At 41.3% G+C, this 23170-nt stretch carries 15 protein-coding genes and 3 pseudogenes; 11 read left to right on the forward strand and 7 right to left on the reverse strand.

Annotated elements, in window-relative coordinates; genetic code table 11:
• Nucleotides 1–277: 277 nt before the first annotated feature.
• The 10 genes and pseudogenes from ACZ5A8_RS08245 to ACZ5A8_RS08290 all read left to right on the forward strand — a co-directional run bounded on the left by ACZ5A8_RS08245 (nucleotide 278) and on the right by ACZ5A8_RS08290 (nucleotide 10428).
• Nucleotides 278–862 carry a YbhB/YbcL family Raf kinase inhibitor-like protein gene (locus tag ACZ5A8_RS08245; protein WP_464533285.1) on the forward strand — a complete coding sequence of 195 codons (585 nt, stop codon included), beginning with the start codon at nucleotides 278–280 and terminating at the stop codon, nucleotides 860–862.
• Between the two features lie 171 nt (nucleotides 863–1033).
• Nucleotides 1034–1600 (forward strand): peptide-methionine (S)-S-oxide reductase MsrA, encoded by a 567-nt coding sequence (gene msrA, locus ACZ5A8_RS08250; RefSeq protein WP_464533286.1) that lies wholly within the window; start codon nucleotides 1034–1036, stop codon nucleotides 1598–1600.
• Nucleotides 1601–1876: 276 nt separating this feature from the next.
• Complete coding sequence (locus ACZ5A8_RS08255) at nucleotides 1877–2590, forward strand: ABC transporter ATP-binding protein (protein ID WP_464533288.1); 714 nt, start codon at nucleotides 1877–1879, stop codon at nucleotides 2588–2590.
• Nucleotides 2591–2892: 302 nt separating this feature from the next.
• Nucleotides 2893–3573 carry a heme exporter protein CcmB gene (locus tag ACZ5A8_RS08260; protein ID WP_464533289.1) on the forward strand — a complete coding sequence of 227 codons (681 nt, stop codon included), beginning with the start codon at nucleotides 2893–2895 and terminating at the stop codon, nucleotides 3571–3573.
• Nucleotides 3574–4016: 443 nt separating this feature from the next.
• Nucleotides 4017–4730 carry a cytochrome c biogenesis protein gene (locus ACZ5A8_RS08265; protein WP_464534061.1) on the forward strand — a complete coding sequence of 238 codons (714 nt, stop codon included), beginning with the start codon at nucleotides 4017–4019 and terminating at the stop codon, nucleotides 4728–4730.
• A gap of 106 nt (nucleotides 4731–4836) precedes the next feature.
• The gene (locus ACZ5A8_RS08270; protein ID WP_464533291.1) at nucleotides 4837–5703 is read left to right on the forward strand and encodes a hypothetical protein; all 867 of its coding nucleotides are present in this window, start codon (nucleotides 4837–4839) and stop codon (nucleotides 5701–5703) included.
• Between the two features lie 125 nt (nucleotides 5704–5828).
• Nucleotides 5829–6932 (forward strand): annotated as a pseudogene (locus tag ACZ5A8_RS08275) (NADH:flavin oxidoreductase).
• A 603-nt stretch (nucleotides 6933–7535) separates the two neighbouring features.
• Nucleotides 7536–8114 carry a helix-turn-helix domain-containing protein gene (locus tag ACZ5A8_RS08280; RefSeq protein WP_229391509.1) on the forward strand — a complete coding sequence of 193 codons (579 nt, stop codon included), beginning with the start codon at nucleotides 7536–7538 and terminating at the stop codon, nucleotides 8112–8114.
• A gap of 106 nt (nucleotides 8115–8220) precedes the next feature.
• Nucleotides 8221–8676 (forward strand): acyl-CoA thioesterase, encoded by a 456-nt coding sequence (locus ACZ5A8_RS08285; RefSeq protein WP_464533293.1) that lies wholly within the window; start codon nucleotides 8221–8223, stop codon nucleotides 8674–8676.
• A gap of 99 nt (nucleotides 8677–8775) precedes the next feature.
• On the forward strand, nucleotides 8776–10428 hold the full coding sequence (locus ACZ5A8_RS08290) for an AMP-binding protein (RefSeq protein ID WP_464533294.1): 1653 nt from the start codon (nucleotides 8776–8778) through the stop codon (nucleotides 10426–10428).
• Between the two features lie 1426 nt (nucleotides 10429–11854).
• Here the strand turns inward: ACZ5A8_RS08290 and ACZ5A8_RS08295 are convergent.
• Both ACZ5A8_RS08295 and ACZ5A8_RS08300 read right to left on the reverse strand, forming a co-directional pair.
• A pseudogene (locus tag ACZ5A8_RS08295) lies at nucleotides 11855–12871 on the reverse strand (IS110 family RNA-guided transposase); the annotation flags it as partial.
• A gap of 386 nt (nucleotides 12872–13257) precedes the next feature.
• A pseudogene (locus tag ACZ5A8_RS08300) lies at nucleotides 13258–13494 on the reverse strand (IS110 family transposase); the annotation flags it as partial.
• Between the two features lie 757 nt (nucleotides 13495–14251).
• Between ACZ5A8_RS08300 and ACZ5A8_RS08305 the strand changes: the two are divergent.
• Nucleotides 14252–14665, forward strand: a complete 414-nt coding sequence (locus ACZ5A8_RS08305) for a hypothetical protein (RefSeq protein WP_464533296.1) — start codon at nucleotides 14252–14254, stop codon at nucleotides 14663–14665.
• A gap of 1070 nt (nucleotides 14666–15735) precedes the next feature.
• Here ACZ5A8_RS08305 and ACZ5A8_RS08310 read toward each other — a convergent pair.
• The 5 genes from ACZ5A8_RS08310 to ACZ5A8_RS08330 form a co-directional block, all read right to left on the reverse strand.
• Complete coding sequence (locus ACZ5A8_RS08310) at nucleotides 15736–18276, reverse strand: vWA domain-containing protein (protein ID WP_464533298.1); 2541 nt, start codon at nucleotides 18274–18276, stop codon at nucleotides 15736–15738.
• Between the two features lie 35 nt (nucleotides 18277–18311).
• Nucleotides 18312–20198 (reverse strand): DUF7408 domain-containing protein, encoded by a 1887-nt coding sequence (locus tag ACZ5A8_RS08315; protein WP_464533299.1) that lies wholly within the window; start codon nucleotides 20196–20198, stop codon nucleotides 18312–18314.
• 8 nt (nucleotides 20199–20206) lie between these two features.
• Nucleotides 20207–21088 (reverse strand): DUF58 domain-containing protein, encoded by an 882-nt coding sequence (locus ACZ5A8_RS08320; protein WP_464533301.1) that lies wholly within the window; start codon nucleotides 21086–21088, stop codon nucleotides 20207–20209.
• A gap of 39 nt (nucleotides 21089–21127) precedes the next feature.
• Nucleotides 21128–22129 carry an AAA family ATPase gene (locus ACZ5A8_RS08325; protein ID WP_322224395.1) on the reverse strand — a complete coding sequence of 334 codons (1002 nt, stop codon included), beginning with the start codon at nucleotides 22127–22129 and terminating at the stop codon, nucleotides 21128–21130.
• Between the two features lie 76 nt (nucleotides 22130–22205).
• Nucleotides 22206–22964, reverse strand: coding sequence for a DUF7502 family protein (locus tag ACZ5A8_RS08330; protein WP_464533303.1), 759 nt, complete (start codon nucleotides 22962–22964; stop codon nucleotides 22206–22208).
• Between the last annotated feature and the right edge of the window lie 206 nt (nucleotides 22965–23170).

The raw sequence follows: 23170 nt of genomic DNA on the forward strand, positions 1-23170 counted from the left end.
AAATTTAGGGAGACGGGTTTAAGCTGTATGGGAAGTAAAGTTAATAGAATTCAATTAAGTTAGAATTCAATTAAGTAAGCCAGGTCCTTTTTCAGGGCCCAGGCTCTAAAGTCAGGTTTCAGGGCCCTAAGGTCAGGTTTCAGATTAGTTTAGACTACGGTCTTTCAGTTCAAATTCTAAAGTCGGGCTCCGAGGTAAAATCCTTAAGGTTATATCTCTTCAGCCTTAATATTATAGTGTCAGGCAATTTTCTCTGATCACAGAGACGGTGCTGTACATGAACAGAAAAGCCGGAACAGTTGTTTCAGCGTTCCTGTTTGCAGAAGTGCTCATAATTTCAGGATGTATTAAAAATGAACAAGTTGAAGCACCTGCAGATGAAGAATCTTCCAATGCCGGCAAAGGGGATGAGGATATGGACATCCAGACTATAAAGGTTTTTAGCAGCGCGTTTGAATCGAACAGTACTATTCCCAGGAAATATACATGTAATGGGGAAAATATAAATCCTCCACTGGAATTCGCAAATATTCCGGAGGAAACTGAAAGTATGGTACTGATCATGGACGATCCTGATTCTCCCATGAATCCGTTTACACACTGGATCGTCTGGAATATCGAGCCGGTGGCAAAAATTGAGGAGGATAGTATCCCGGGGATTGAGGGAATGAATAACTTCAGGAAAATCGGCTACGGTGGGCCATGCCCTTCTTCAGGCACGCACAGATATTTCTTTAGGGTTTATGCGCTGGACAGGCAGCTTGAGCTCAAAGCAGGAGCAGGAAGAAAAGAGCTTGAAAGCGAAATGATAGGGCACATCATTGCCGAAGGGGAATTGATGGGGAAATACGGTAAAACCTGATCATGGGAAGCAGTCTAAAAAATGATTGAAAAAAGGTCTTATCCTGATAAGATAAGTCTTATCCTAATAAGATATACTTTATTATGCGGTATGGTTTTGATCATAAACAAACCCTGATATAAAGTAGGCCCTGATAAACCTGATTTGCGTGAAGATTAAGGGGGGAAGATAGTGGAAGGAAATAAAAAGGCTGAACAGAGTAACCCAACGTCTGAAGAAAGTACGGAAATATTTGAAAACCCCGGAGAAGGCCTGGAAAAGGCAACCTTTGCTGCAGGCTGTTTCTGGGGAATTGAAGAGGCTTTTCGGCAGGTTAAAGGTGTGGCTGCAACTGCGGTTGGATACAGCGGAGGGAATTTTAAAAAGCCTTCTTACGAGCAGGTCTGCACCCTTAACACCGGGCATGCAGAAGCTGTAAGGGTTATTTTCGATCCCGAAGTTGTTTCGTATAAGACCCTGCTGGATGTTTTCTGGAAAGTACACGACCCGACCACAAAAGATAGGCAGGGACCTGATGTCGGAAACCAGTACCGTTCCGTAATATTTTACCACAGCGAAGAGCAAAAGGCTGCTGCTCTCACCTCAAAGGAAGAACTCGAGAAGTCAGGATCTTTCAAAAACCCTATAGTAACCGAGATAGTGCCGGTTTCTGATTTCTATATGGCAGAAGATTACCACCAGCAGTACTTTGAAAAAAAAGGATTTTTACAGAATGTACTCAGGAGCTTTAAAAAATAAATGCTGGAGACAGGTTATAGGGACAAAAAAATAGGGAAAAAGGCCTGAGCCTGTATGATAAAGTCATGCACAGACTGTAAAGTAATAAACAGATTGTGTACAGTTGCGCACAGAACAGCATCAGACGTGCCTTAAACAATCAGACAATAAGGGCAGTAAGCCGGATAGTGCTGGATAATCACTATACAGAGTCACGACATAAGCCGGAACTACAGGCTGATACAGTACAGACCATATAAAAAGATTAATTTAGAAGGATTCGCAAAGTAGTTCCGGATGGAAAATGCAGTCTCCATAAGGAAGCTGTCAAAAGTTTTCGGGAAAACTCCTGTCCTGAAAGCCCTTGACCTTGACCTCAAAAAAGGCGAATTTGCGGTTATTTTTGGCCCTAACGGGGCTGGAAAAACCACTCTTTTGAAGTTGATCTCAACCCTGATCGAGCCTACCGGAGGCTCTGTTATCGTGTCCGGGTTTAACACAACCGAAGAGCCGGAAAAAGCCCGTAGAGAAATAGGGATGCTTTCGCACGATTCCTACCTCTATGGAGACCTTACAGCAAAGGAAAACCTGCGTTTTTTCGGGCAGATGTACGGAATCAAAGATAAAGAACTCGGAGAGAGAATTTCACATTTCCTGGAAGATGTAGGGCTTGTAACAAAAGCAGACGAAAGAGTCAGCACTTTTTCAAGAGGAATGAAACAGCGTCTTTCCATTGCAAGAGCTCTGCTTCACAGGCCTTCCATTCTCCTTCTGGACGAACCCTATACAGGTCTTGATCCAGGAGCCTCACTGGTTTTCGAAAATATTCTGAAGAGCCCTGAATTTCAGGAGAGCACAAAATTAATGGTTTCCCATGATCTTGAGAGGGGGTTTGCCCTCTGCAACAGAGTCCTTATCCTGAATAAAGGAAGGTTTGTATACGATGGATTTAAGGAAAATTTATCAGGGTTTGAGGGCTTCAAGGAAGAATGCGGCCCCATGATGGTGTAAAGCCCGAAAGTTAAGAACGAAAGTAAAAATAAAAAATAAATTTAAAAATGCGGATATTTAACGAATGCAAAGATTTAACAAATGAAAGTTTAAAAAATTCAATGTTAAAAAATTCAATGTTAAAAAATTCAATGTTAAAAAATTCAATGTTAAAAAATTCAATGTTAAAAAATTCAATGTTAAAAAATTCAATGTTAAAAAATGAAAAACATTAAAAATGGAATATTAAAAAAAGAAATATTAAAGAATAGATCTTGAATTCAATATAAGATGACGGATAAAATGAAAACAGGAGCTTAAAAATGATCCGGAGCTATTATATTGCTGCAAAAGACCTTAAAGCCGAGTTCCGGACAAAACAGATGCTCAACTCAATGTTTATTTTCTCGCTTCTCGCACTTGTGGTCTTCAGCGTTTCATTCGGAGATTTTCTCGGGGACGCTGAGAAGGTTGAAAAACTTGCTCCCGGAGTTCTCTGGATTGCTTTCACTTTTGCCGGGATGCTCGGGCTTTCCAGGACTTTTGTCATGGAAACTGAGAACGGATGCCTTGAAGCACTTATGCTCTGTCCTGTGGACAGGGGTGCTATTTATACAGGGAAAATTCTCTCCAATCTTGCAATTGTATTTCTTATGGAAGCTGTAACCCTGCCTTTCTTTATCATACTTTTCAATTACAACCTGGATATCCGAACCTTACTCCTGCTCCTGCTAATCCTTTTACTCGGGACTTTCGGGTTTATTGCTGTCGGAACCCTGCTCTCTGCCCTTACCCTCGGCACCCGTACCAGAGAGCTCCTCCTGCCAGTCCTTCTCCTGCCTGTTCTCCTGCCTGTCCTGATTCCTTCAGTGGAGGCAACTGCCGGAGTTCTTGCCGGAAACAATATAGTAGATTTGTTTCCTGAAATCAGGCTGCTTGCAGTTTATGATCTTGTGTTTTTTGTGATCTCGCACCTGGTCTTTGAATACGTAGTCTCAGACTGAGGTTTTTCTTGAAGGAAAAAAGAAGAAAAAGGAAAGAATGAGAAAAGTAAAGAGAAGAATGAGAAAAGAAAAGAGAAGAAAGAGAAAAATAGTAAAGCAGAAGATCCTTCAAGAAAGCGATCAAAATCGAATCAATAATAAATAAAGTGAACCGATACATTCACACGCCTGTACGCGGCTGCTTCACCATACACCTGCTGCTTCATATTGTGCGTTGTTAACTATACATCCAGTCTCTTTACCCAATATTTTCATCCGATTTCTTTATCGAGTCTCTTAATAGGTCAGCTTTGATGGCTGATCAGCCCTGGTGGGCTAAAGTTGACAGAATTTATAGTTCACTATATTACACATGAATAATAATTATTCACAAATAAGTTAGTAACCTTCAGTATCATTATCGGAGTCGTGTTAATCTTAACCTATTAAAACACGTGAAAGAAATGACCTCAAGTTCCAGAAAAATCGGAGTGATGGCAGCTGCAACTGCCGGCGTAATGCTTCTTGCAACATATATGCTTTTCTTCTACCTGCCTCCAATCAGGGATGAATCAGGGGAGGTCCTGAGCGGAAGCTTCAAAATCTTTTTCTTCCACATGCCAATAGCAATTATTTCTTACCTGGCTTTTGGAATCTTATTTGTTGCAAGTATCCTCTACCTCAGGGAGAAATCCCTTAAATGGGATATCTATGCCCGCTCGGCAGCCGAGGTAGGGACCCTTTTTGCGTTCCTTGTGCTGGTAACAGGTTCGATCTGGGCAAAAGATACCTGGGGCTGGTACTGGATCTGGGACATCAGGCTGACCACTTCCCTGATCCTTTTCCTTGTTTACCTCGCGTATGCAATGCTCAGAAAATCCCTCGACGAATCTGAAAAAAGAGCCAGGCTCTCGGCAGTCTTCGGAATCCTGGGCTTCATGTCCGTACCCCTGAGTTTCTTTTCAATCCGGCTCTGGCGATCGGCTCACCCCCTTATGTTCGGAGGAAACACCGGTGGAAGCGGGGGAGGGCTTGAAGGGACAGCGCTTCAACTGACTCTCATTGTCAATTTCATAGCTTATTTCCTGCTTTTCTTTACCCTATTTTCTGTGAAAGTACAGAATGAGCGGATGAAAGAGGAACTTGATGCACGCAGATACGCTGAATTTGAATCCTAACCCATTTCGGTTATTTTTCTTTTTTCTTTTTTCAAACCGTGTTACATAATTTTAATACTATGGTACTAGATATAGATAGTAACTTCTTAATTTTATAGGGATGGTTATGCGTTTTAAAGTTCTAGCTGCTATAGGGTTAATTTTGTTGGGGCTTGTGGTTTATTCTGCTTATTCTGAACCCACCGACGAGAGAGCACATGATGACGGAGATGTAATTCAAAAAACAGAAGTTAACAATGAAACCAGTGAAAATAGCATATTTGAAGAAATAAAAGTTGACAACAATCTTATTGAGGCTCCCGAATCATGCGAACAATTTGAAACCATAACAGTAAATCCTGTGAGGTTCAGGGAACTAGCCTCAAACGGAACTGTAAACCTGAGCCTCATGGGAGAAGATTATGAACTTAAACTCCAGGAAAGAGAGACTCGAAAGCCAAATGTGACTTCTTATTCAGGATACATTGTCAGAAAGCCGCAAAGCAGCGCTTTCTTTACAGTAAAAAATGATTCAATCGAGGGTTGTATTAATGTGGATTTTTACACACTATCATATGTGATCGCTTCCACTGAGGAAAAACGCGATGGAAAAATTGTCCATCTTCTGTGGAAATACTATAACGAAGGAGTGGAAGAAGAACTTAAGGAACATTATTCGTTAGATCCATTGGGATTTACCCTGACAAATAATGATAAAGAGATCCATGAGGTTTACATTGAGCTCTTTGATTTTTATAATCAATCTATATTCAAACGAACGTATACGGTGAACCCTGGAGATAAGATTTTCTCGCCAAAGATAAACGTTGAACCTGGAATATACAGATATGATATTTTTCAGGATAACGAATTTATTTGTGAAGAAACAGTAAGAGCGGATTATGCCGCTGGACTTGGTTCCTCTGAAAAACTGCACATTAATCTAATAGACCATCCGGAATATCCGATGGAAATAGGAATTGAGGTTGCATGATTTAATTTCCCTTTCCCTTTCCTTCCTTTTTCTATGACAGCTAAGAGGAACTTTACGCCTGAAATTAAGTTCTTTTTTCCGGAATCCGAGATAATTATTTACCTTTCCCTCCCCTATTTTTTCCCATGATTTTTGACCCTATCACAGTCTGCAACCTGAACCTTCAGAACCGTTTTGTAAGGTCTGCAACGCATGAATTCATGGCTGAAGAAGACGGGACGCCCACTTCCAGACTCGGAGACCTCTATGAAGAACTTGCAAAAAATGAAGTCGGCTTAATAATAACTGGCTATTCTTATGTCCTTCCCGGCGGGTAGAGCGATGCTTCCCAGCAGGGAATTTATGATGACCGGTTTATTGAGCCATACATGAAGATTACTGATAGAGTGCACAGGTACAGAAGCAGGATAGTGCTTCAGATAGTACATGGAGGCAGGCAGGCAGATGTTTCTGAAGAATACCCTGTCCCCATGGCTCCTTCGGCAGTCAAAAACGGGCATTCGGCAACTGTCCCCAGGGAAATGACCGAAGGAGAAATCCTGAAAGTGATTGAGGCATTCACACAGGCGGCTGTCCGGGCAAAAAAGGCAGGCTTTGATGGGGTTCAACTTCACTGCGCCCATGGTTTTCTCTTAAGCAATTTTATCTCTCCTTACACGAACAGGCGGACTGACAGATGGGGAGGTTCCGTGGAAAACAGGGCAAGGATAGTCACGGAAATGGTCAGGCGCATAAAAGAGGAGACCGGGGGCGATTTTCCTATCCTTGTCAAAATGAATGCAACGGACGGCTTCCAGCCTGGCACTGTGAAGGCAGAGCTCGGGCTTAATATCTCCCAGGCTGTGGAAACCGCAAAACTTCTGGAAAAGGCGGGTGTATGTGCAGTCGAGGTCAGCGGAGGGATAAGCGAAGCAGGCGGAGCGACTATAAAGACCGCAATCAATTCTCCTGCTAAAGAGGGTTATTTTAAGGACTACTCTAAAATGATAAAAAGTGCAGTGAATATTCCTGTAATCCTTGTAGGGGGTATCAGGTCTCTTTCGGTTATGGAAGACCTGCTTGAAAACGGGTTCGCAGACCTTATATCTATGAGCAGGACATTAATTAGCGAACCTGACCTTGTTTTAAAGCTTAAGTCCGGAGAGGCTAAAAAGGCACGGTGCGTATCCTGCAACCTCTGTTTTGACCCCACAGGATTAAGATGCAATTTCGAGTTTGATCGATCTTAAAAAGACTACAGGTTTTTCCATTTTACATATTTTTTTCCTTTTTCTGGCTTTATTTTTCTGATTTTTCTTTTTCTAGTTTTTCTTCCTATAGTTTATCGGTTATTCATCTTTATATGGTTTATATTTTCGAGTCAAAAGAAAGTGATGTTTGACTCTAAACCCTGAGCTCTTACCCTTAAAACATAATTACGGGATCAAAAAAGCATTTTTTTGTCCCGTGTTGAGTATTTCTCCACAGTATTGGACTTCCTTAATAGCAACAGCTGTTTGCTTGTTGCTATTATCCGACTGGCAGGCCGGCTGCAAGCCTGTGCGGCTCAGAAGAGAAAACTGGAAGATTCTATAGATGAACGTCCTGGAATAGACCAAAAGGGTGATTGCAAGCCACTAATTTTTTCTAATAATTCATTCTTTCTTCGAACTGATTTTTAGTTTTTGTTTACAATTGTTTTCTAATTATCATTTAGAAAAGCAGGTCTGAACGTATATTTTTTATAATAGATCGGTACAAAAGAGATAAGCTTTACAGGCTGTTTACAGGGACTCAGGTTTACATTTTTCTACCGGGTCGCTACCTAAAAATGTGTGTGAGGAAAGAGAATAATGTCAGAAGAGAACCGTGTCGGAAGTAAAATACGCCAGCTTAGAGAAGCCCAGGATATGACTGTTGAAGAACTGGCTGAAGCCAGTCAGAGCAATGTGGAGTTAATCCAGCAGCTAGAAAACGGAGCCCTCGTTCCGTCCTTGACCCCTCTTTTAAAGATTGCCCGGGCTTTAGGCGTCCGTCTTGGTACTTTTCTGGACGACGTCCCCCAGAGCGGGCCTGTAGTCGTAAGGGCAGGACTATCCGAAAACGTGGTCCGTTTTTCTGGAAAGACCGAGAAGCCAAAGAAAAGTGCTCTTGAGTTTTACTCCCTTGCCTCGGACAAATCAGACCGCCATATGGAGCCTTTTATCATTGATATCCACCCTTCCCCTGAAGAAAGCCACAAACTCTCTTCTCACGAAGGGGAAGAATTCATTTATGTCCTTTCTGGAGAAATTGAAATTTTCTATGGCAAGGACGTTCATAGGCTAAGTGTCGGAGACAGCATCTATTATGATTCCATCGTCCCGCATGATGTCCATGCAGCAGGGAAAGAGGATGCACGAATAATGGCTGTAGTCTATGCTCCTCTCTGAAAGCCTCAGCTAGGTGGGTAAGAGAGTAAAAACGTTACTTAAAAAAGAGAAATTTAGATTAAAATTGGATAATTGAGTACAGATACTAAGAGTTAGGGAATCCAAAATGTTCAGTATAAATGTTAGTCCGCGCTTTGGAGATATTGATGGGCTCGGGCATATAAACAACACAGTCCTTCCGGTCTGGTTCGAAACGGGAAGAAACTCCATTTTCAGGCTTTTCTCGCCGGACCTTGACCTTAGCCCTGAAGTATGGCACCTGATCCTTGTCAGAACTGAATTTGATTTTCTGAGGCAGATGTATTTCAGGTCCGACGTAGAGATCAGGACCTTCATTACAAGGATCGGGAACAGCTCCTTTACTGTCGGGCACGAGGCATGGCAGGAAGGAGAACTTAAGGTAAGGGGTCAGGCAGTACTGGTTTATTATGACTTCAAACTCCAGAAAGCACTCCTCCTTCCGGATTCAATCCGCGAGATTTTAAAAAGGCATATTTTCCCTTCAATGGATGCCTCCTCAGCAGATGCGGAAACAGATACGGATTCTCCCTGCTCTATTTAAACATACTTCAGAAACGCCTTTAACTGGCCGGAATATAAAAACCCCATTCATAAGCCAGAAGTTTCTGAAAGTAGTAGTCCAGAAGAAGAGGCTGAAACCATGCATCTTATAGAAGATTCTCTTGGAGAATACTTTGAAAAACAGGTAGCTATAGACCCTGATCATGAGTTTATGGTTTATCCGGACCGTAACCTGCGCTTTACTTATGGCCAATTCAACGAAAGGGTAAATAACCTTGCAAAAGGGCTGCTTGCGATAGGGATAAAAAAGGGAGACCATGTAGGAATCTGGGCAAAGAATGTCCCCGACTGGCTTACCTTCATGTTTGCCACCTCAAAGATCGGAGCAGTTCTGGTTACTGTAAATACTGCTTACAGGAGCCATGAAGTTGAGTACGTACTTAAACAGTCAGATATGAAGGCACTTGCTCTTATCGATAGTTTCAGGGAAGTTGATTATCTTGAAATTATCAATGAGCTGGTCCCGGAGCTCAAAAGCTCGGAAAGAGGGCGCCTGAAGAGTAAAAATTTCCCATGCCTGAAGAACGTGATCTATGTCGGACAGGAAAAGCACAGGGGAATGTACAACACCAGTGAGCTGATGCTTCTTGGCAGTCATTATCCTGATGACGAGCTTAAAGAGATTCTGGCAAGTGTCAGCGGGGATGATGTGGTCAATATGCAGTACACCTCAGGAACTACCGGTTTTCCGAAAGGAGTTATGTTGACCAGCAAAAATATCCTGAACAACGGGCTCTCCATTGGCGACCGCCAGAAGTTTACACACAAAGACCGGCTCTGCCTGCCTGTGCCTCTTTTCCACTGCTTTGGGATCGTGCTCGGGGTTATGGCTGTCCTGACCCACAGGGCAACGCTTGTCATGCTTGAAGTTTTCGATCCCCTGCTTGTGCTTGCTGCAGTCCAGAAAGAGAAGTGTACCGCACTGTACGGCGTGCCTACAATGTTCATTGCCGAGTACACCCATCCCATGTTTGATATGTTCGACCTCTCTACCCTGAGAACCGGGATCATGGCTGGTTCTACTTGCCCTGTGGAAGCCATGAAAAAGGTCGTAAAAGATATGAACTGCTATCAGATCACGAGTGTCTACGGGCTTACTGAAGCTTCTCCGGGAATGACACAGACAACTGTCGATGATCCGGTAGAACTCAGGGTCGAGACTGTAGGCAAGTGCTTCCCGGGCGTTGAAGTCAGAGTGGTTGACCCATCTACCAATGAGCCAGTGCCCCCTAACACAGTAGGAGAGCTCTGTTGCCGTGGATATAATATTATGAAGGGCTACTACAATATGCCGGAAGAAACGAAAAAAGTGATTGACGAAGGGGGCTGGCTGCACAGCGGAGATCTCGGGACCTGTGACGAAAAAGGCTACTACAGGATTACCGGTCGCATAAAGGATATGATTATTCGGGGAGGGGAAAATATCTACCCCCGGGAAATTGAGGAGTTCCTGCACGCCATGCCCGGAGTCAGAGATGCCCAGGTCGTTGGCATACCTGATAAGAAATACGGGGAAATCGTAGGAGCCTTTGTCATCCTTGAAAAAGGTGCGGACCTTACGGAAGCTGATATCAGAGACTACGCTGTAAGCAAGATTGCACGTTATAAGGTTCCGAAGCATGTCTTCATAGTAAATGAGTATCCTTTGACCGCAAGCGGCAAGATCCAGAAGTACAAGCTCAGAGAACTGGCTGTAGAACTCTTAAAAAATAGGGAGGCAAACGACAACTAATTCAGTACTAATTCAGTACTAATTCAGTACTAATTCAGTACTAATTCAGTACTATCGACCTTCGGGTCGGTTTCCTTTTTATATTTAATTTTATTTTTTATTATTCTTTTACCGGAACGTCTCTTTCACTGAACTTACTGAAACCTTACTTTTCCTATAATTTCATAATCTCCAAAACTCCTTTGGTTCCCGGAAATTACTTCTCAAGCCGCTCACTGCTCAAGTCACACCGCTAAAGCCATTCGCTGAACTTTGAATTCCAAGAGAAAGCAAAAGAATTCCAATCAGGTACCATGAGTACTAAATTCAATTTGGAAATTTAGCTTAGCCTATATTTTGCTTTGCTTGAAGTTTTCAATTGGGCTAAAAAATTAGAAACCATCTATAATTTAGGGGTTAACTGGATTTTTCAATGCGTTATAAAATAATGCACCAATCAAATGTTAATAAGCAGACAAAATTAATTAATCATTGAATATTTAACGGAATTTATTATATATAGAATTTCAGCATTAGAAGAATTGTAATTGTAAGAGAAGCATATCAGGCATGTTTGTACATAGAATATTGGGGAGTATTCATCAATAGGGGTTTCATCAGATTGAGAGCTCAGGGGATTACGGGCTCTCAGTCATTCACCGCAACAGCAGCAAATCTTTATTGCCTTCTCTTACAATTGTGTAAAGAATATGTGGGAGTATTCTTTAACGGGGGTTTCATCAGATTGAGAGCTCAGGGGATTTTCGGGCTCTCAATCAATCACTAACAGTTCATTTCAATTAACTTTTTTAAGCGATAATAATTCGTATAGCTCGATATATGGAGAAAATTCACTATTGATAGAGTCTTCCAATTATAGAATATCCCCAAAACGCAATATGACACTCAATAAATCTTTTAAGTAATTATCTTACTATTCTATTGTATATAAGTTCTTTGATACCTGATCAAAATATAAATTATTCATTCTATAATCACGATCTAAATTTCTCATGTTTGGATTTTTTGATTACTTGTATAGCAGAGTCAGCAATTCGAAATTGACTTGAACTCCTTTATAAGGGATCTTATAGCCTCAATAATAAACCAGGGAAATAATTCTGTTTTCGGGAAACTGCTGAAGATAGGGTAATAAACATGATATACAGCATAAGCCCGGTTCCTGGATAAGCTCGGTCCACTGGATAAGCCTGATTCTCTGGACTATTGTTAATCAATGAGATCGGAGAAAAGTCCAGCAGTCACGAATTCTGCAGGTGCAGATAGGCAGGTGCAGATAGGCAGGTGCAGATAGGCAGGTGCAGATAGATATCAGACGACACTCCTGAAAACCCCCTCATTTGTACGGAACACTGTGGAACATTCCCAAGTCTGCCATTTCATCCTAGCCTTTACTTTGGCATGAAAGTACATGAGGATATCTTCCTCACGTACTCTCTCTGTCTTCTTTTCCCATAATTGCGAATATTCCACTAATTATTTTGATCCGTTCATCAGCCGAAAATATTTCAGTTTCAACAATCTTTCTCTTTTGAACTTCTCCCTTTTCATACCCTGTCTCATCTTCATACATCTCATCACTTGTGATAAGATGCCATATTATCGTTGCAATTTTCCTTGCCAGGGCAATAATCGCCTTTGCATATCCAATTGACTTCTTTTTTCTGTTAAAAAACTCTTTTAACCTGCTATTCTTCTTTCTTGCTGCTGCTTGAGCAATCTGTGTCAGAATCCACCTTGCTACTTTTGATCCTCTCTTTGTGATTCTTCCATTATGGTATTTATCTGCAGATTGATACACATTCGGAACTATCCCAAGCCATGAAGCAAGTTTATCCCCTGAAGAAAAGTCTTTGAAGTTTCCTATCTCAGCAATTAAAGTTGCCGCACTCAGTTCTCCAATCCCAGGAACTGACATTAAAATTTCCATTTCATGTTTATGATTTCTATAAGCGTAATTGAAAATTTCTCTTTCCAGAATTTCGATTTCTTCATCCAGATGTTTTATAATGTTCAGGCACATCTGAAGCCTTATTGCAGCACTCTGAGATATTTCTCTGTTCAGAATCTCTCTTATCTGACCAGCTTTCTTCCGAACATTTGGAGAAAGTGATTCTATAATCTGATCAATATTTTTTCCTGAAGAAATTCCTGATAGAATTGCTCTTCCATTTTTTCCGAAAATGTCTGTTAGCACATCACCTAGATGTAACATTTCAGAAGAAAGAATAGCATGAGCTTCATTTTTTATATCTGTCCTTTTTCTTACAAGAGTTAACCTGAGCCTGACATACGACCTGAATTCCCTGTGCTTTTTAGGAAAAACTCTTGACGGTTGAATCATTTTATTCAATGCAAGTTGTGCAATGACTTCCGAATCTATCTTATCGGTCTTTTTATGTGTAAATGCTTTCATATCTCGCGCATTTCCAACTATAACCGGAGTTTATAAGATCTCATAAAAATCGTGGTACAGCTATGGATATTATGTAGGTCTAACAAGAAATTAATTAAGTTCCAAACTCGTTTCGTTCAATTTTGGCGTCACCACATATTGAACTAGCTCACCGATTGATACTTATATGATTTTCACCATATTATACTAAAGAAACCATAATAGGGCGTCTTGTTACAGAGATCCTGTGTTAGACCCCATATAGTGGGAAATTAACTATTTTTGTGCCACACCGATTTATTTAATTGGTTCTATATTTGTCGGTTTTATATTAAAATGCTTGGAATTGTTACCCAACATAATTAATTTTTTGTTAGACCCTAAGTAGATCATGTCGCTTGATGTGGCTTTATACTATAAAGTATAAACTCCGGTATAACAGGCAAATGATCTATCAATGACTCATAAATCGGAACCCAGAAGTCACTTGTTGATTCACAGGCAACAACATCACATTCTTCTGATGTCACCCAATTTTTAAGGTTTAAAATTCCATCATCATCTCTATCAAAACGTTGTAGCTGTTTTTCACCGGATCTGCTGAGAATAGTAGCAATGACAAAATGTTTGTGAATGTCTAAACCACAAGCTTTGTTTATTTCTCCTTCCAATTTACATTACTCCATCATTTCTAGGACAGTGGAATTGCCTCAAAGGCAATTTGGCATCCGTGATCAAAGTCACATCTGGGCCTTCGATGGCAATTCGCTGATTAGTTTTTTGACGGTTTCGCACAACCAAAGAAAAGACAACCTTACTGTCCTAAGGTAATGATGGAGTTAATAAACAAAAAAGGTAGGTATAAAGGACTTTCATCTTTTTGGGCATGTTATTCGAAGAATATCATGTGCGTTTTTTAAGAAAAGATTGCGTTCCCACCTAGATCTTGGAAGTTCCGAATACTTATAAGAGATGCTTTTGTTTTGGGAAGAGGTTTGAGGTACTTGACTCATAGGCTGTGAGTTTTTGTATTATCTCTTTACTTGTGGGGTAGTTTTTCGGAGTGGATGTTGAAGTAGGTCTTTTGGAATAGGTGTTTGCTAGTTGGTGTTGTAGTGAGAACGCAAATTATACTATGCACTTACTGTATATAATATTTTCAACAACTAATATTGTTCTATCTTTATATCGGTTAGTGCATTCATATAACATTTCATTACTGGTATAACGCCTTACTTTATATATGTCATATGCAGTTTCTCCTCCCGTCTGAAGCGTCATTAGAATTATATTTATTTGGATTTTTAAAAAACAATATATAGTACTTGACCCAATTCTTCTTTAAGATTTGATGTCAAACGATTTTTTTAATTTTGATGTCGTTCCAAAAGCTGAGGAGGAAGAGGTATAAAAAAACTTAATTTAACTTTGGTGCTGATTATTGGGATATTGATCACAGCTAACTCTGCTCATGCCATACCACATGGGACTATAATAAAGGAAGGTGCACTGCTATATCCAGCAGGTCCCTATTTCATAGAGGATCCTCTTCTATTAAGTTCTGAAAATTACGGAGATAATAATACGTCGCAAATATCAAACGAATCTTTTGAAATAACCTCTCCTGAAAAGGAACGCCTGTTTTCCTATAACAATAGTTACAACGTTACTTCAGGGAATCTGAGTACTGGAGATCTCTGGATCTGCCCATTAAATCTTTTTTCTATCTATTATGGCCGTAATACGGAAATGCTACATCCGGATTTTTCTCTTCTTTGCTTCTCTACTTCTTCTTTCAGCCTGATGGCTTTATCCACTCCACTCAATGCTACTTCTCGCTAGCCGTCATAATTTCTGTCTATAAAATTGTGTAAATTCAAATTACACCAAAATACTCAAATGAAGAAAAAGAAGCTTGAAAAAGCAGAAAAAACGATAAAAATAGGCATAGAAAAGGGTATTTTTCAGGTAGAATCCAATTCTATTTTGTTTATACTCTGTCAGTTTTTCTAACGTCTCTAATTTTTATCCGTTTTCTATCGTTCTTATTTCTGGGAACTCTTTTCTCTTCTTCTCTCTTACTTCTTTTTTGGAAAGACTATCTACTTTGTCGAGAGTGACAAAAACGGCATAGAATGGATAATAATGTTCCACGGGTCAGAGATATTGTAGTTTAGTCCTCCGGAGTGAATTCCACTACTAATATCCATAAATTAGTCCTCTTGAGCGAAGCGAAAAGGACGCGTACTCCCGAGGCGCAATTCGGGCGAGACAAATTGAGGCAGCGATTTCGAGCCACTATCCATGAAAAAATCTTACAGATCGGTTTTGTTTTTAAAAGAGGTTGCGTTCCCATCAAAGCATCTGGAAGTTCCTAACTGTAATAAGAGATTTTTGTTTGGGAAGAGGTTTGAGATATTTGTGGGTTGAGAGGTTTATTTCATCTCTTTACTGTGGAGTAGGTTTTGGAGTAGGTGTTTGTTTGCTAGTGGAGTGTTCAGAGATGAGAACGCAAATTATACTATGCAGTTATCATATATAATATTTTTAACACCTAATGTTAGTTTATTATGATATTCTTTATCTTATCCTTGTAATTTTAGTTTATTAGTTTAATATTATATCATTAAACTAATGCAATTGCATATATCTCAGAATCTATCTAAATACATGAGGTCTCTAGCTACGGGTTACCCTTATTTTTGAGTTTACCGTATTCTATGGACGGGGTATAGATTTGCTGGTGTATAGATTTATCATACTTACATAAATTTTTGTACTTTATGACTTTGCAGATCCCTTACGTTGCAGGTCCCCATTTCACAGTTTCCTTCTTCGCAGTTTCCTCACTTCGCAGACTTCAGACTATACAGGCTGCTGGATTTTTAGATCGATTTATTCCGGATACATCTTCATTTAATACGTGTGTTATACGTGTGGTGGAGAGTATATAGCAGGTATATCAGGAAAGCAAAGACAAGGAAGTATTTCGTATAGAAGACTTTTGTCATGATTTTTTTCTTTGTGCTGGTCGAGGCGTCATCTATTATCCTTGAGTAGATATCTCCTTTAGTGTAGATTTTCCCGCCGTTTTCAAGTATTGCTGTCCTGAAAAGAGGATTCTCACCAATGTAAGTATATTCGTCCGGGCGGTTTACGGCAGCAGGTCTCCAGGACAAATTCTTGACTCCGGAAGTTTCAGGTATTAACTCCTCGGTCAGGTTTGCTTCAAGAGGGGTTTCGGAGATCTTGTGGAGTCCGAAGGCATTGGCTGTAACATATGATTCGTACATGTTGTTTCCGATGGATGTGATTTCCATTGGTTTTTTGTCAAAATAGAGCTCAGGTGCGCCTTCTTTTCCGGTTGTTATCAGTATTCTGCCCGGCTGGTTCATTTTTAGGTCAGGTATCTTTAGCTGGATACTTTCGGACATTTCAGTATCTGCAACTGCCCAGTTCAGAGTTCTTGTAATTATCAGGCTGTCGTTTCCAGAGTACAGGGGAGCTGCCCAGGGGATCCCGTTACCATTCCCATTGTCGGTCGTAACTGCAACAACCCTGCCTAACCCCAACCTCCAGACCGTGATTACCGGTTTGCCCAGCCTTGTTATAACAAGACGATTTGCTTCGGGTTTCGGGGTAACCTCATTATACCCCAGGATATTGTGGTTTATGTCGGAAATGTTACGGGTAATGAAATGCTTCGGGTCGTAAACTACAATTGATCCGCTAGAATATTCGTCTTCCCTGTCTACAGATTCCTCAGGGTCTTCGGAGAAGCTTAATTTTATTCTCTCTCCAGGCTCTATTCTATTGTAGTTTTCGGATAGGCCTATTTTGTTCATGAAGAGCTCGGCATAGTACTGCCCTTTAGGAGTGACTTGGCGGGTGGTCTTCGGAGCATGTATGTGAACAAAATGGATACCAATGCCACTGTTTTCGTGAAGGTTTTCTGCACACTGGACTGCCCGCTCGAACCTTAGATCCCCTTCAGCTATGTTACCTATTCCACCATCAGACACAATTATTATTTCAGCTTCTGCACTGTTATTCTGCTCTTTAAGCAGTGTTCGTGAAGTCATGAGTCCCCTTTCAAGAGATGTGGAATCCCCTGTAGGCGATATTTTACGGATTTCGGCATCAAGCCAGAGTCTGTTTGACTCTTTTGACATATCCACAAACCCGTTTGTGATATCCTGCCCCTTACTTCCGAAGGTGATCACATCTACTCTTGCATCTTTGAGGAGATCACTTTCAAGAAGGACAATGGCGTTTGACAGAATATCGTCAAGAACTCTCCCTCCCTCGCCATTGCTCTGCAAGGTACTGGGTGAAACATCAAGCATCAGGACAATGTTTCTACCCCCTCTCCAGTTCGAGGGCTTTGAGGTAACAGGAAGGAGTTCCTCAAACTTTGTATCCTGGTAAGTGTTTTCGGCAGGGCAATCAAAAGAAGAGCCACCTCCAATCACTACCATGCCACCTCCGTTAATAATATAATTTTTGAGGGCTCTGGCTTCCATATCCGAGATTGTTGATGCCGCCTGATTGTCAATTATTACGGCATCTGTATTGTTAAGAGAACTGAATGATCCGGCTACTCTTACATCATAGATTTCTTTCATGGTATTTGCAAGAGGAGAGTCAGGCTCATTTGTAACGAGCAGGACTTTTGGCTTGGGAGTTACGTATACACTTTTCATGTACTGGTTATTGTTCTCAAAATAATCTAGGTTTTTAACACTAATGCCTGCCGGATGCAGGGTTGCCTTTACGGTGTGAGGTCCCAGAGTCTCAAACGTGTGGTTGAAATCTATACTTTCTATTCTCCCGGTCTGGGTAATTTCCCTCTCAATTACCTTCTTGTGGTCGATTGTAATCCTTACCTGGTAGCTCATTTTTTTTTCAGTTGATTTCCGGATATTCACTCTAAAAAATGCCTCATTATCGACTATAGCCTCGTTTTCTCCTTCGAGCTCCACACTCAGGTCCTCTTTAATAGTTTCAGGAATAAGGGCTGCAACAGGAAAATTATTTTTATAGCAATAAGAGAGGGCTTCCTCGACTGGCGTCCCTGAATTGCTCTGCCCGTCCGATACTACAAGCACGTAGTTTTCAGGCGAAGCCTGCTGAATGATAGCATCCCCAAGGGAGGTATGTATCCCTGAAACCGTTGTAACTGTAACAGGGACTCTTGTATTGAGCTTCTCTGCGACCTCTTCGGAGACCCCTTTTTTCAGCAGTTCCATGCTCGCGCTTTCATCGGAGATTATGGTTATACTAGACTGGTTGGTTCCTGGAGAACTCATCTCTACAGAGTAGGGTGCAGCCAGAGCCAGAATAAGGAGAAAGACCACAAGGGCATGGAAGAACAGATGTCTTTTATCGATCTTCTTCCAGAGCCCGAGAAGCACAAGAAGTGCCAGAGGGACCAGTAACATCAGTTCGCTCATATGTAAAAAATTAAAGCCATAAGGCAAGTTAAAGGTCATATGATTCTCCTTCTTAACATAACTGCGTTTTCGACCAAGAGGAGTAGCAGTAAAGCGTAAATGAGGTACTTTCGGGTTTTGTCCGGTGACTTTGTACGGAGTTCGTGCTTCTGGATTTCTCCATTCTCACCTGCCAGGGTTAACCTTTTTTCCGTAAAAGTATTTGATTCACTTGAGTCATACAGATTGGCAGCAACAATCTTCTGGTCCAGGTTGTACAGTCCGCATTCATCATAATAGACAAACTCACTGTTGATGGTTTCTGTCGGAGTTTTCACTATAAGATTCTGGTCAAATGCCTGGTACCTTCCTGTGTTCACATTTGTCTCACTTATGTCCCCAACTCCCCACATGTACCTGAGAAGCTTTGACCAGAATACCGGATAAGTCGGGGTAGTGGCGAAATTGTTCCACGCGTCGGTTCCGGCAATATCACTGAACCCTACATAGATTACTGTCCCGTTGTTTATGTTCCGCATGCAGACTAAAGGCCCGGCTCCTCTGACCTCTACAAGGACTGAAGCATCTTCTTTTGGGACAGCGCCCAGAAATCTGCGCAGATAGACCTCGCTGAACGAAACATCTTCAAAGATATTTTTGCCGCTTCCTGCAGTCTCTATCGTGTAACTGCCTTTTTCTTCTACTGAAATTAGATCTACCGGAAGGATGGGATAGAGTCCTTGCATCTGTAAAGAATCATACAGGCGCTCATTTCCTATGACCAGCAGGTCTTTTCCATTTTTTGCGTAAGCTGCAATTTTCAGGGCATTGTGGGTCGAAAGAGGCTTATGTTTTGAATTTACGATTATGGTATCATATTCTGTAACCTCATCCGGAAGCTCCTTTCGTACATCAACATCAACATTAGGCAACAGGGATATTGCTGTTATCAGGGGAGACTTGCTGACAGCCTGATCGATATCCGTTAACACCAGGATTTTTTTGGGTTTGATCTCAGGGATCGAAACATAGGCAACATTATCGCAGGGTATTGCATCCTCATTCAGGATTTCTACGGTTGATATTCCCTGAGGGATGTTTGAAAACTTTATCTGCTGTGATCCGTACTCTGCAAGCTGTATATAGCTGCTCACCTTTGTGCCGGGTGAAGAGTCGGGGTTGCTCTCCAGCTGGACCTCAAGATCTGCGCTTCTGTCATTAAAGTTTCTAATAGTACATGTGTATTCATATGTCCCGTCATTGCTGTCTTTCAAATATCCGTCCACAATTGCATAATTGACAGTTTTATTGCCTACCTGCCTGAACTCAAGCTCCATGTCTTTGGTGTTTGCAATTCTGATGTATGTTTCAGGTGCCCTTCCTGCCCAGTTTTCGAAGTCCGATATGACCACAATTTTCCCGTTCTCATTCTCCTTTTCGTTTATGGCGGTCAAAATGGCTTTGGGCATATCTGAGGGAGTATTTCTCGCCTCAAGGTGATCAATTACCTCTTTCGCATCCTTTGCATCCAGTGATTTTGCAAGTACCACAGGAATGCTTTCTGCAGCAATAATGGTATTTTCCTGACCCAGACTGTCTATTGCTATTGACCTTGCTTCATCGGTACGGTCAGGTGCTGTCATGCTTGCAGACGAGTCCATTATGATTATTATCTTTTCAGCACCTGCTTTTACATCATCTATAAGGGGGCCTGCAATTGCTGTTGATATGATAATGAGAGCCAGCAGCTGTAAGTAGAATAGAGGGTCTGTTATTCTTTTATTGATAGTGCGCCGGGAATCAAGCACATTCTGGCTTATCCTTCTAACGAACATAAGGGAAGGCAGAATAATGTTTTTCGGGCGGGGTTTAAGCAGGTATATTATTATAAGGGGAATTATCCCTGCAAGTGCAGCCAGACCCTGGGAAAATTCAAAGTCCATAGGCAAGATCACCCTTCACCTATGATTCTAAGAACAGTATCAAATGGCTGGTTTTTTATGCTGACACGGAAATAAGGGATTTTAGAATCGTATGCAATTGTCTCCAGTTCAGCCGTATGCTTTGCATATTCTGCAGCATACTCTTTTTTAAAGTTAGGGCCCACTGTAAAACTGATTTCTTCATTTGTTTCGCTGTCAATGAATTTTACTGTTCCATCCACACTTTCAGGCAGGTTCATTTCGGTCTCATCATAAATGTGTACGAGAACAAGCTCGTGCCTGGACAACCTGTTAACGGCATTGCGGATCGAATCGATACTGTCCAGATAATCTGAAATTATAAGCACCATTGATTTCGATTTTATTCTCGGGTATATGGATTCGGCACAATCTGCAAGTTTTGTGTTTCCGCTGACCGAAATCCGGGTTAGGGAATCTATTGTCCGCAGGAAATCGTCCCTTCCTTTTTGGGTTTTTGTGTAATCCACATCATCTGCAAATGTTGCAATCGTATACACATCATTGTGTTTCATTACGATGTAAGAAACTCCTGCAGCTATTGTTGACGCATATTCGAACTTGTCTGGCGTACTGTCAGGAAAAAGCATGCTGCTGCTGGCGTCAAGAAGTATCACCATGTTAAGGTTTTTGTCTTCCTCGAACCTGCGTATGTAGAGTTTTTCCGTGCGAGCGTAAAGGTTCCAGTCGATTTTTTTAAATGAGTCGCCCTGATTGTATTTTCTGTGGTCTATAAGGTCAAGCCCTGCCCCTGTCCTGGTTGACTGGTGACTGCCGGTGTGAATCGCCGTAACTCTCCTGCTGAGCGGGAGTGCATACCTGTCTAGTTGAGTCAGGAATGACGTATCGATTGTGTGTTTTGCGCCAGCCATGTCTGATCGTTGCCTCCAGCCTTTTTCCCGCCGGCTGAATCAGATAATTGTCTTTCTGTCCTCCAGGATTTTTTGTATGATTTTATCGCTCGTAATGTTGTTTCTAGCAGCATCAAAAGATAGAATTATCCTGTGGCGAAGGACAGGAAGAGCCATGGAGTCAATGTCCTCTTTATCGACATATCCCCTACCGTCGAGGAATGCATTTGCTTTTGCACAGAGAATTATTGCAATTGAAGCGCGTGGCGATGCGCCCGCTTCTATCATCTCAGGCATGTTTCGTGTCTGATTTACGATATCAATTGCGTACTTTTTGAGTTTATTTGAGATCGGAATCCTGCGGGTTATCTGCTGCAGCTCGATAAAGGTCTGTTTGTCTATGCATTTTCGTACGGACGGTCTGAAGGCTTCTGCGTAACGATTTACAATCTCAAACTCTTCTTCGGGGTCAGGGTAATCCAGGCGAATTTTCAGTAAAAACCTGTCAAGCTGGGCTTCGGGCAGGGTATAGGTCCCTTCCATTTCGATAGGGTTCTGCGTTGCAAGGATAAAGAAAGGCCTGTCAAGCAAATATGTCGTACTTGCCACAGTGACCTGTTTTTCCTGCATTGCTTCGAGAAGGGCAGACTGGGTCTTAGGAGAAGCACGGTTAATTTCATCCGCAAGCACTATGTTTGCAAAAACGGGCCCCTGCTTGAATTTAAAGTGTTTTGAGCCCCTTTCGTCTTCTTCGATAATGTCGGTTCCTGTGATATCTGCAGGCATAAGGTCAGGCGTACATTGTATCCTGCTGAATCTCATACTCATAATCTGGGAAATAGTGGATATGGTCAGGGTTTTACCGAGTCCGGGATTGCTTTCAACCAGGACATGCCCTTCACACAGCATGGCTACGAGGATCTGCCGGATCATTTCTTTCTGGCCGACAATAGAATTGCCAATTTCTCTAAAAATAACTTCAAAAATTTTGGGGGCTTTTTCATAAGTGGGTTTTAAGTTAAGTTCTGAATCTTCAAGCTGGATTTCCTGTAATTCTCTCATATTGCAACTCCACTATTTTTTAAGTAAATGGTGCATTGACTGCAAATTCGGGCACTTATATTCCTTTGCGGACGTTTCACTTGGATGAAATCGTTTCAAAGTATTGTTTAATCAGAGGCTCGTACTCTTCCGGCAGGCTCTCAGAGTAAGTCTGGCTATACTTGAATTCTTCATTAAAGTTGCCTGAGTTTTCGTTGAATTTTTTTTCCGTATCCGCATCTATCTGGCTTGTGAACCCGAGCCCTAGGGTCGGGTTAATTTTCATTTCAACCTGATCTCCATTTTTTATAATGACAGCTTCTACCTTATACCTGGAATCCAGAGGAACTTCTTTATTTTCTTCATAAGCTGCTCTGGCATTCAGGTTTGGAACATTATCCCGGATATTATCGATTAGCTGGCTGGGAGATATGTCAAAGCTGAAACCCTCATATATGCAGAAAGTGACACCTCCTGAGACCAGCAGAAATATCAAAAATGACCTGAAAATCTGGTTTTTTGGGACTATTTTTCCTATTTTGATGCCTGTAAGCTGACTGTGCACATCTTCAAGCAGTTTCTTTGTAACTATGTTGATATTCTGCCTGTTATCGTATGCAGTACTCAGTCTTGTCCTGAGTTCCGGAAAGCTGGTTTCAAGGAGATTTATCAGGTTAAACTTACTTCCTCTGCTAGACAGCCTGCAAATTAGACTGACAAAAAAAGTTAACATAAGCGCCTCTGCAGCCATTAACCCGAGATTAAACCAGTAAGTATTAAGGTATATCTGGGATCTGAGCAGTTTATCCATGCCGGGAATATAGTAAGCAAGTTCATACAGGTTAAATAAAATCATTAATAAAAATAAAAAGGCAAATTTTCCGGCTGTTTGTAAGAATCCCAGGGTACGATAGGACCACATCAGGTATTTTTTATATTTATCCAGTAGAGGCACTACAAACATATAATCTCAGACCACAGTTGCAATTTTTATTAATTATATTGTGGATGTTACTTAAAAAACTTTTCTAATATTTTAATTTTCAATCCGACAAATATTTC

This window comes from Methanosarcina subterranea (assembly GCF_055385895.1).

Excerpts from the sequence above, each read along its gene's own strand:
- ACZ5A8_RS08280 (WP_229391509.1), top strand. The coding sequence starts at position 7,536 with ATGTCAGAAGAGAACCGTGTCGGAAGTAAAATACGCCAGCTTAGAGAA.
- ACZ5A8_RS08285 (WP_464533293.1), top strand. The coding sequence starts at position 8,221 with ATGTTCAGTATAAATGTTAGTCCGCGCTTTGGAGATATTGATGGGCTC.
- ACZ5A8_RS08290 (WP_464533294.1), top strand. The coding sequence starts at position 8,776 with ATGCATCTTATAGAAGATTCTCTTGGAGAATACTTTGAAAAACAGGTA.
- ACZ5A8_RS08255 (WP_464533288.1), top strand. The coding sequence starts at position 1,877 with ATGGAAAATGCAGTCTCCATAAGGAAGCTGTCAAAAGTTTTCGGGAAA.
- ACZ5A8_RS08320 (WP_464533301.1), bottom strand. The coding sequence starts at position 21,088 with ATGGCTGGCGCAAAACACACAATCGATACGTCATTCCTGACTCAACTA.
- ACZ5A8_RS08330 (WP_464533303.1), bottom strand. The coding sequence starts at position 22,964 with ATGATTTTATTTAACCTGTATGAACTTGCTTACTATATTCCCGGCATG.
- ACZ5A8_RS08245 (WP_464533285.1), top strand. The coding sequence starts at position 278 with ATGAACAGAAAAGCCGGAACAGTTGTTTCAGCGTTCCTGTTTGCAGAA.
- ACZ5A8_RS08270 (WP_464533291.1), top strand. The coding sequence starts at position 4,837 with ATGCGTTTTAAAGTTCTAGCTGCTATAGGGTTAATTTTGTTGGGGCTT.
- ACZ5A8_RS08315 (WP_464533299.1), bottom strand. The coding sequence starts at position 20,198 with ATGGACTTTGAATTTTCCCAGGGTCTGGCTGCACTTGCAGGGATAATT.
- ACZ5A8_RS08265 (WP_464534061.1), top strand. The coding sequence starts at position 4,017 with ATGACCTCAAGTTCCAGAAAAATCGGAGTGATGGCAGCTGCAACTGCC.
- ACZ5A8_RS08325 (WP_322224395.1), bottom strand. The coding sequence starts at position 22,129 with ATGAGAGAATTACAGGAAATCCAGCTTGAAGATTCAGAACTTAACTTA.
- ACZ5A8_RS08310 (WP_464533298.1), bottom strand. The coding sequence starts at position 18,276 with ATGAGCGAACTGATGTTACTGGTCCCTCTGGCACTTCTTGTGCTTCTC.
- ACZ5A8_RS08260 (WP_464533289.1), top strand. The coding sequence starts at position 2,893 with ATGATCCGGAGCTATTATATTGCTGCAAAAGACCTTAAAGCCGAGTTC.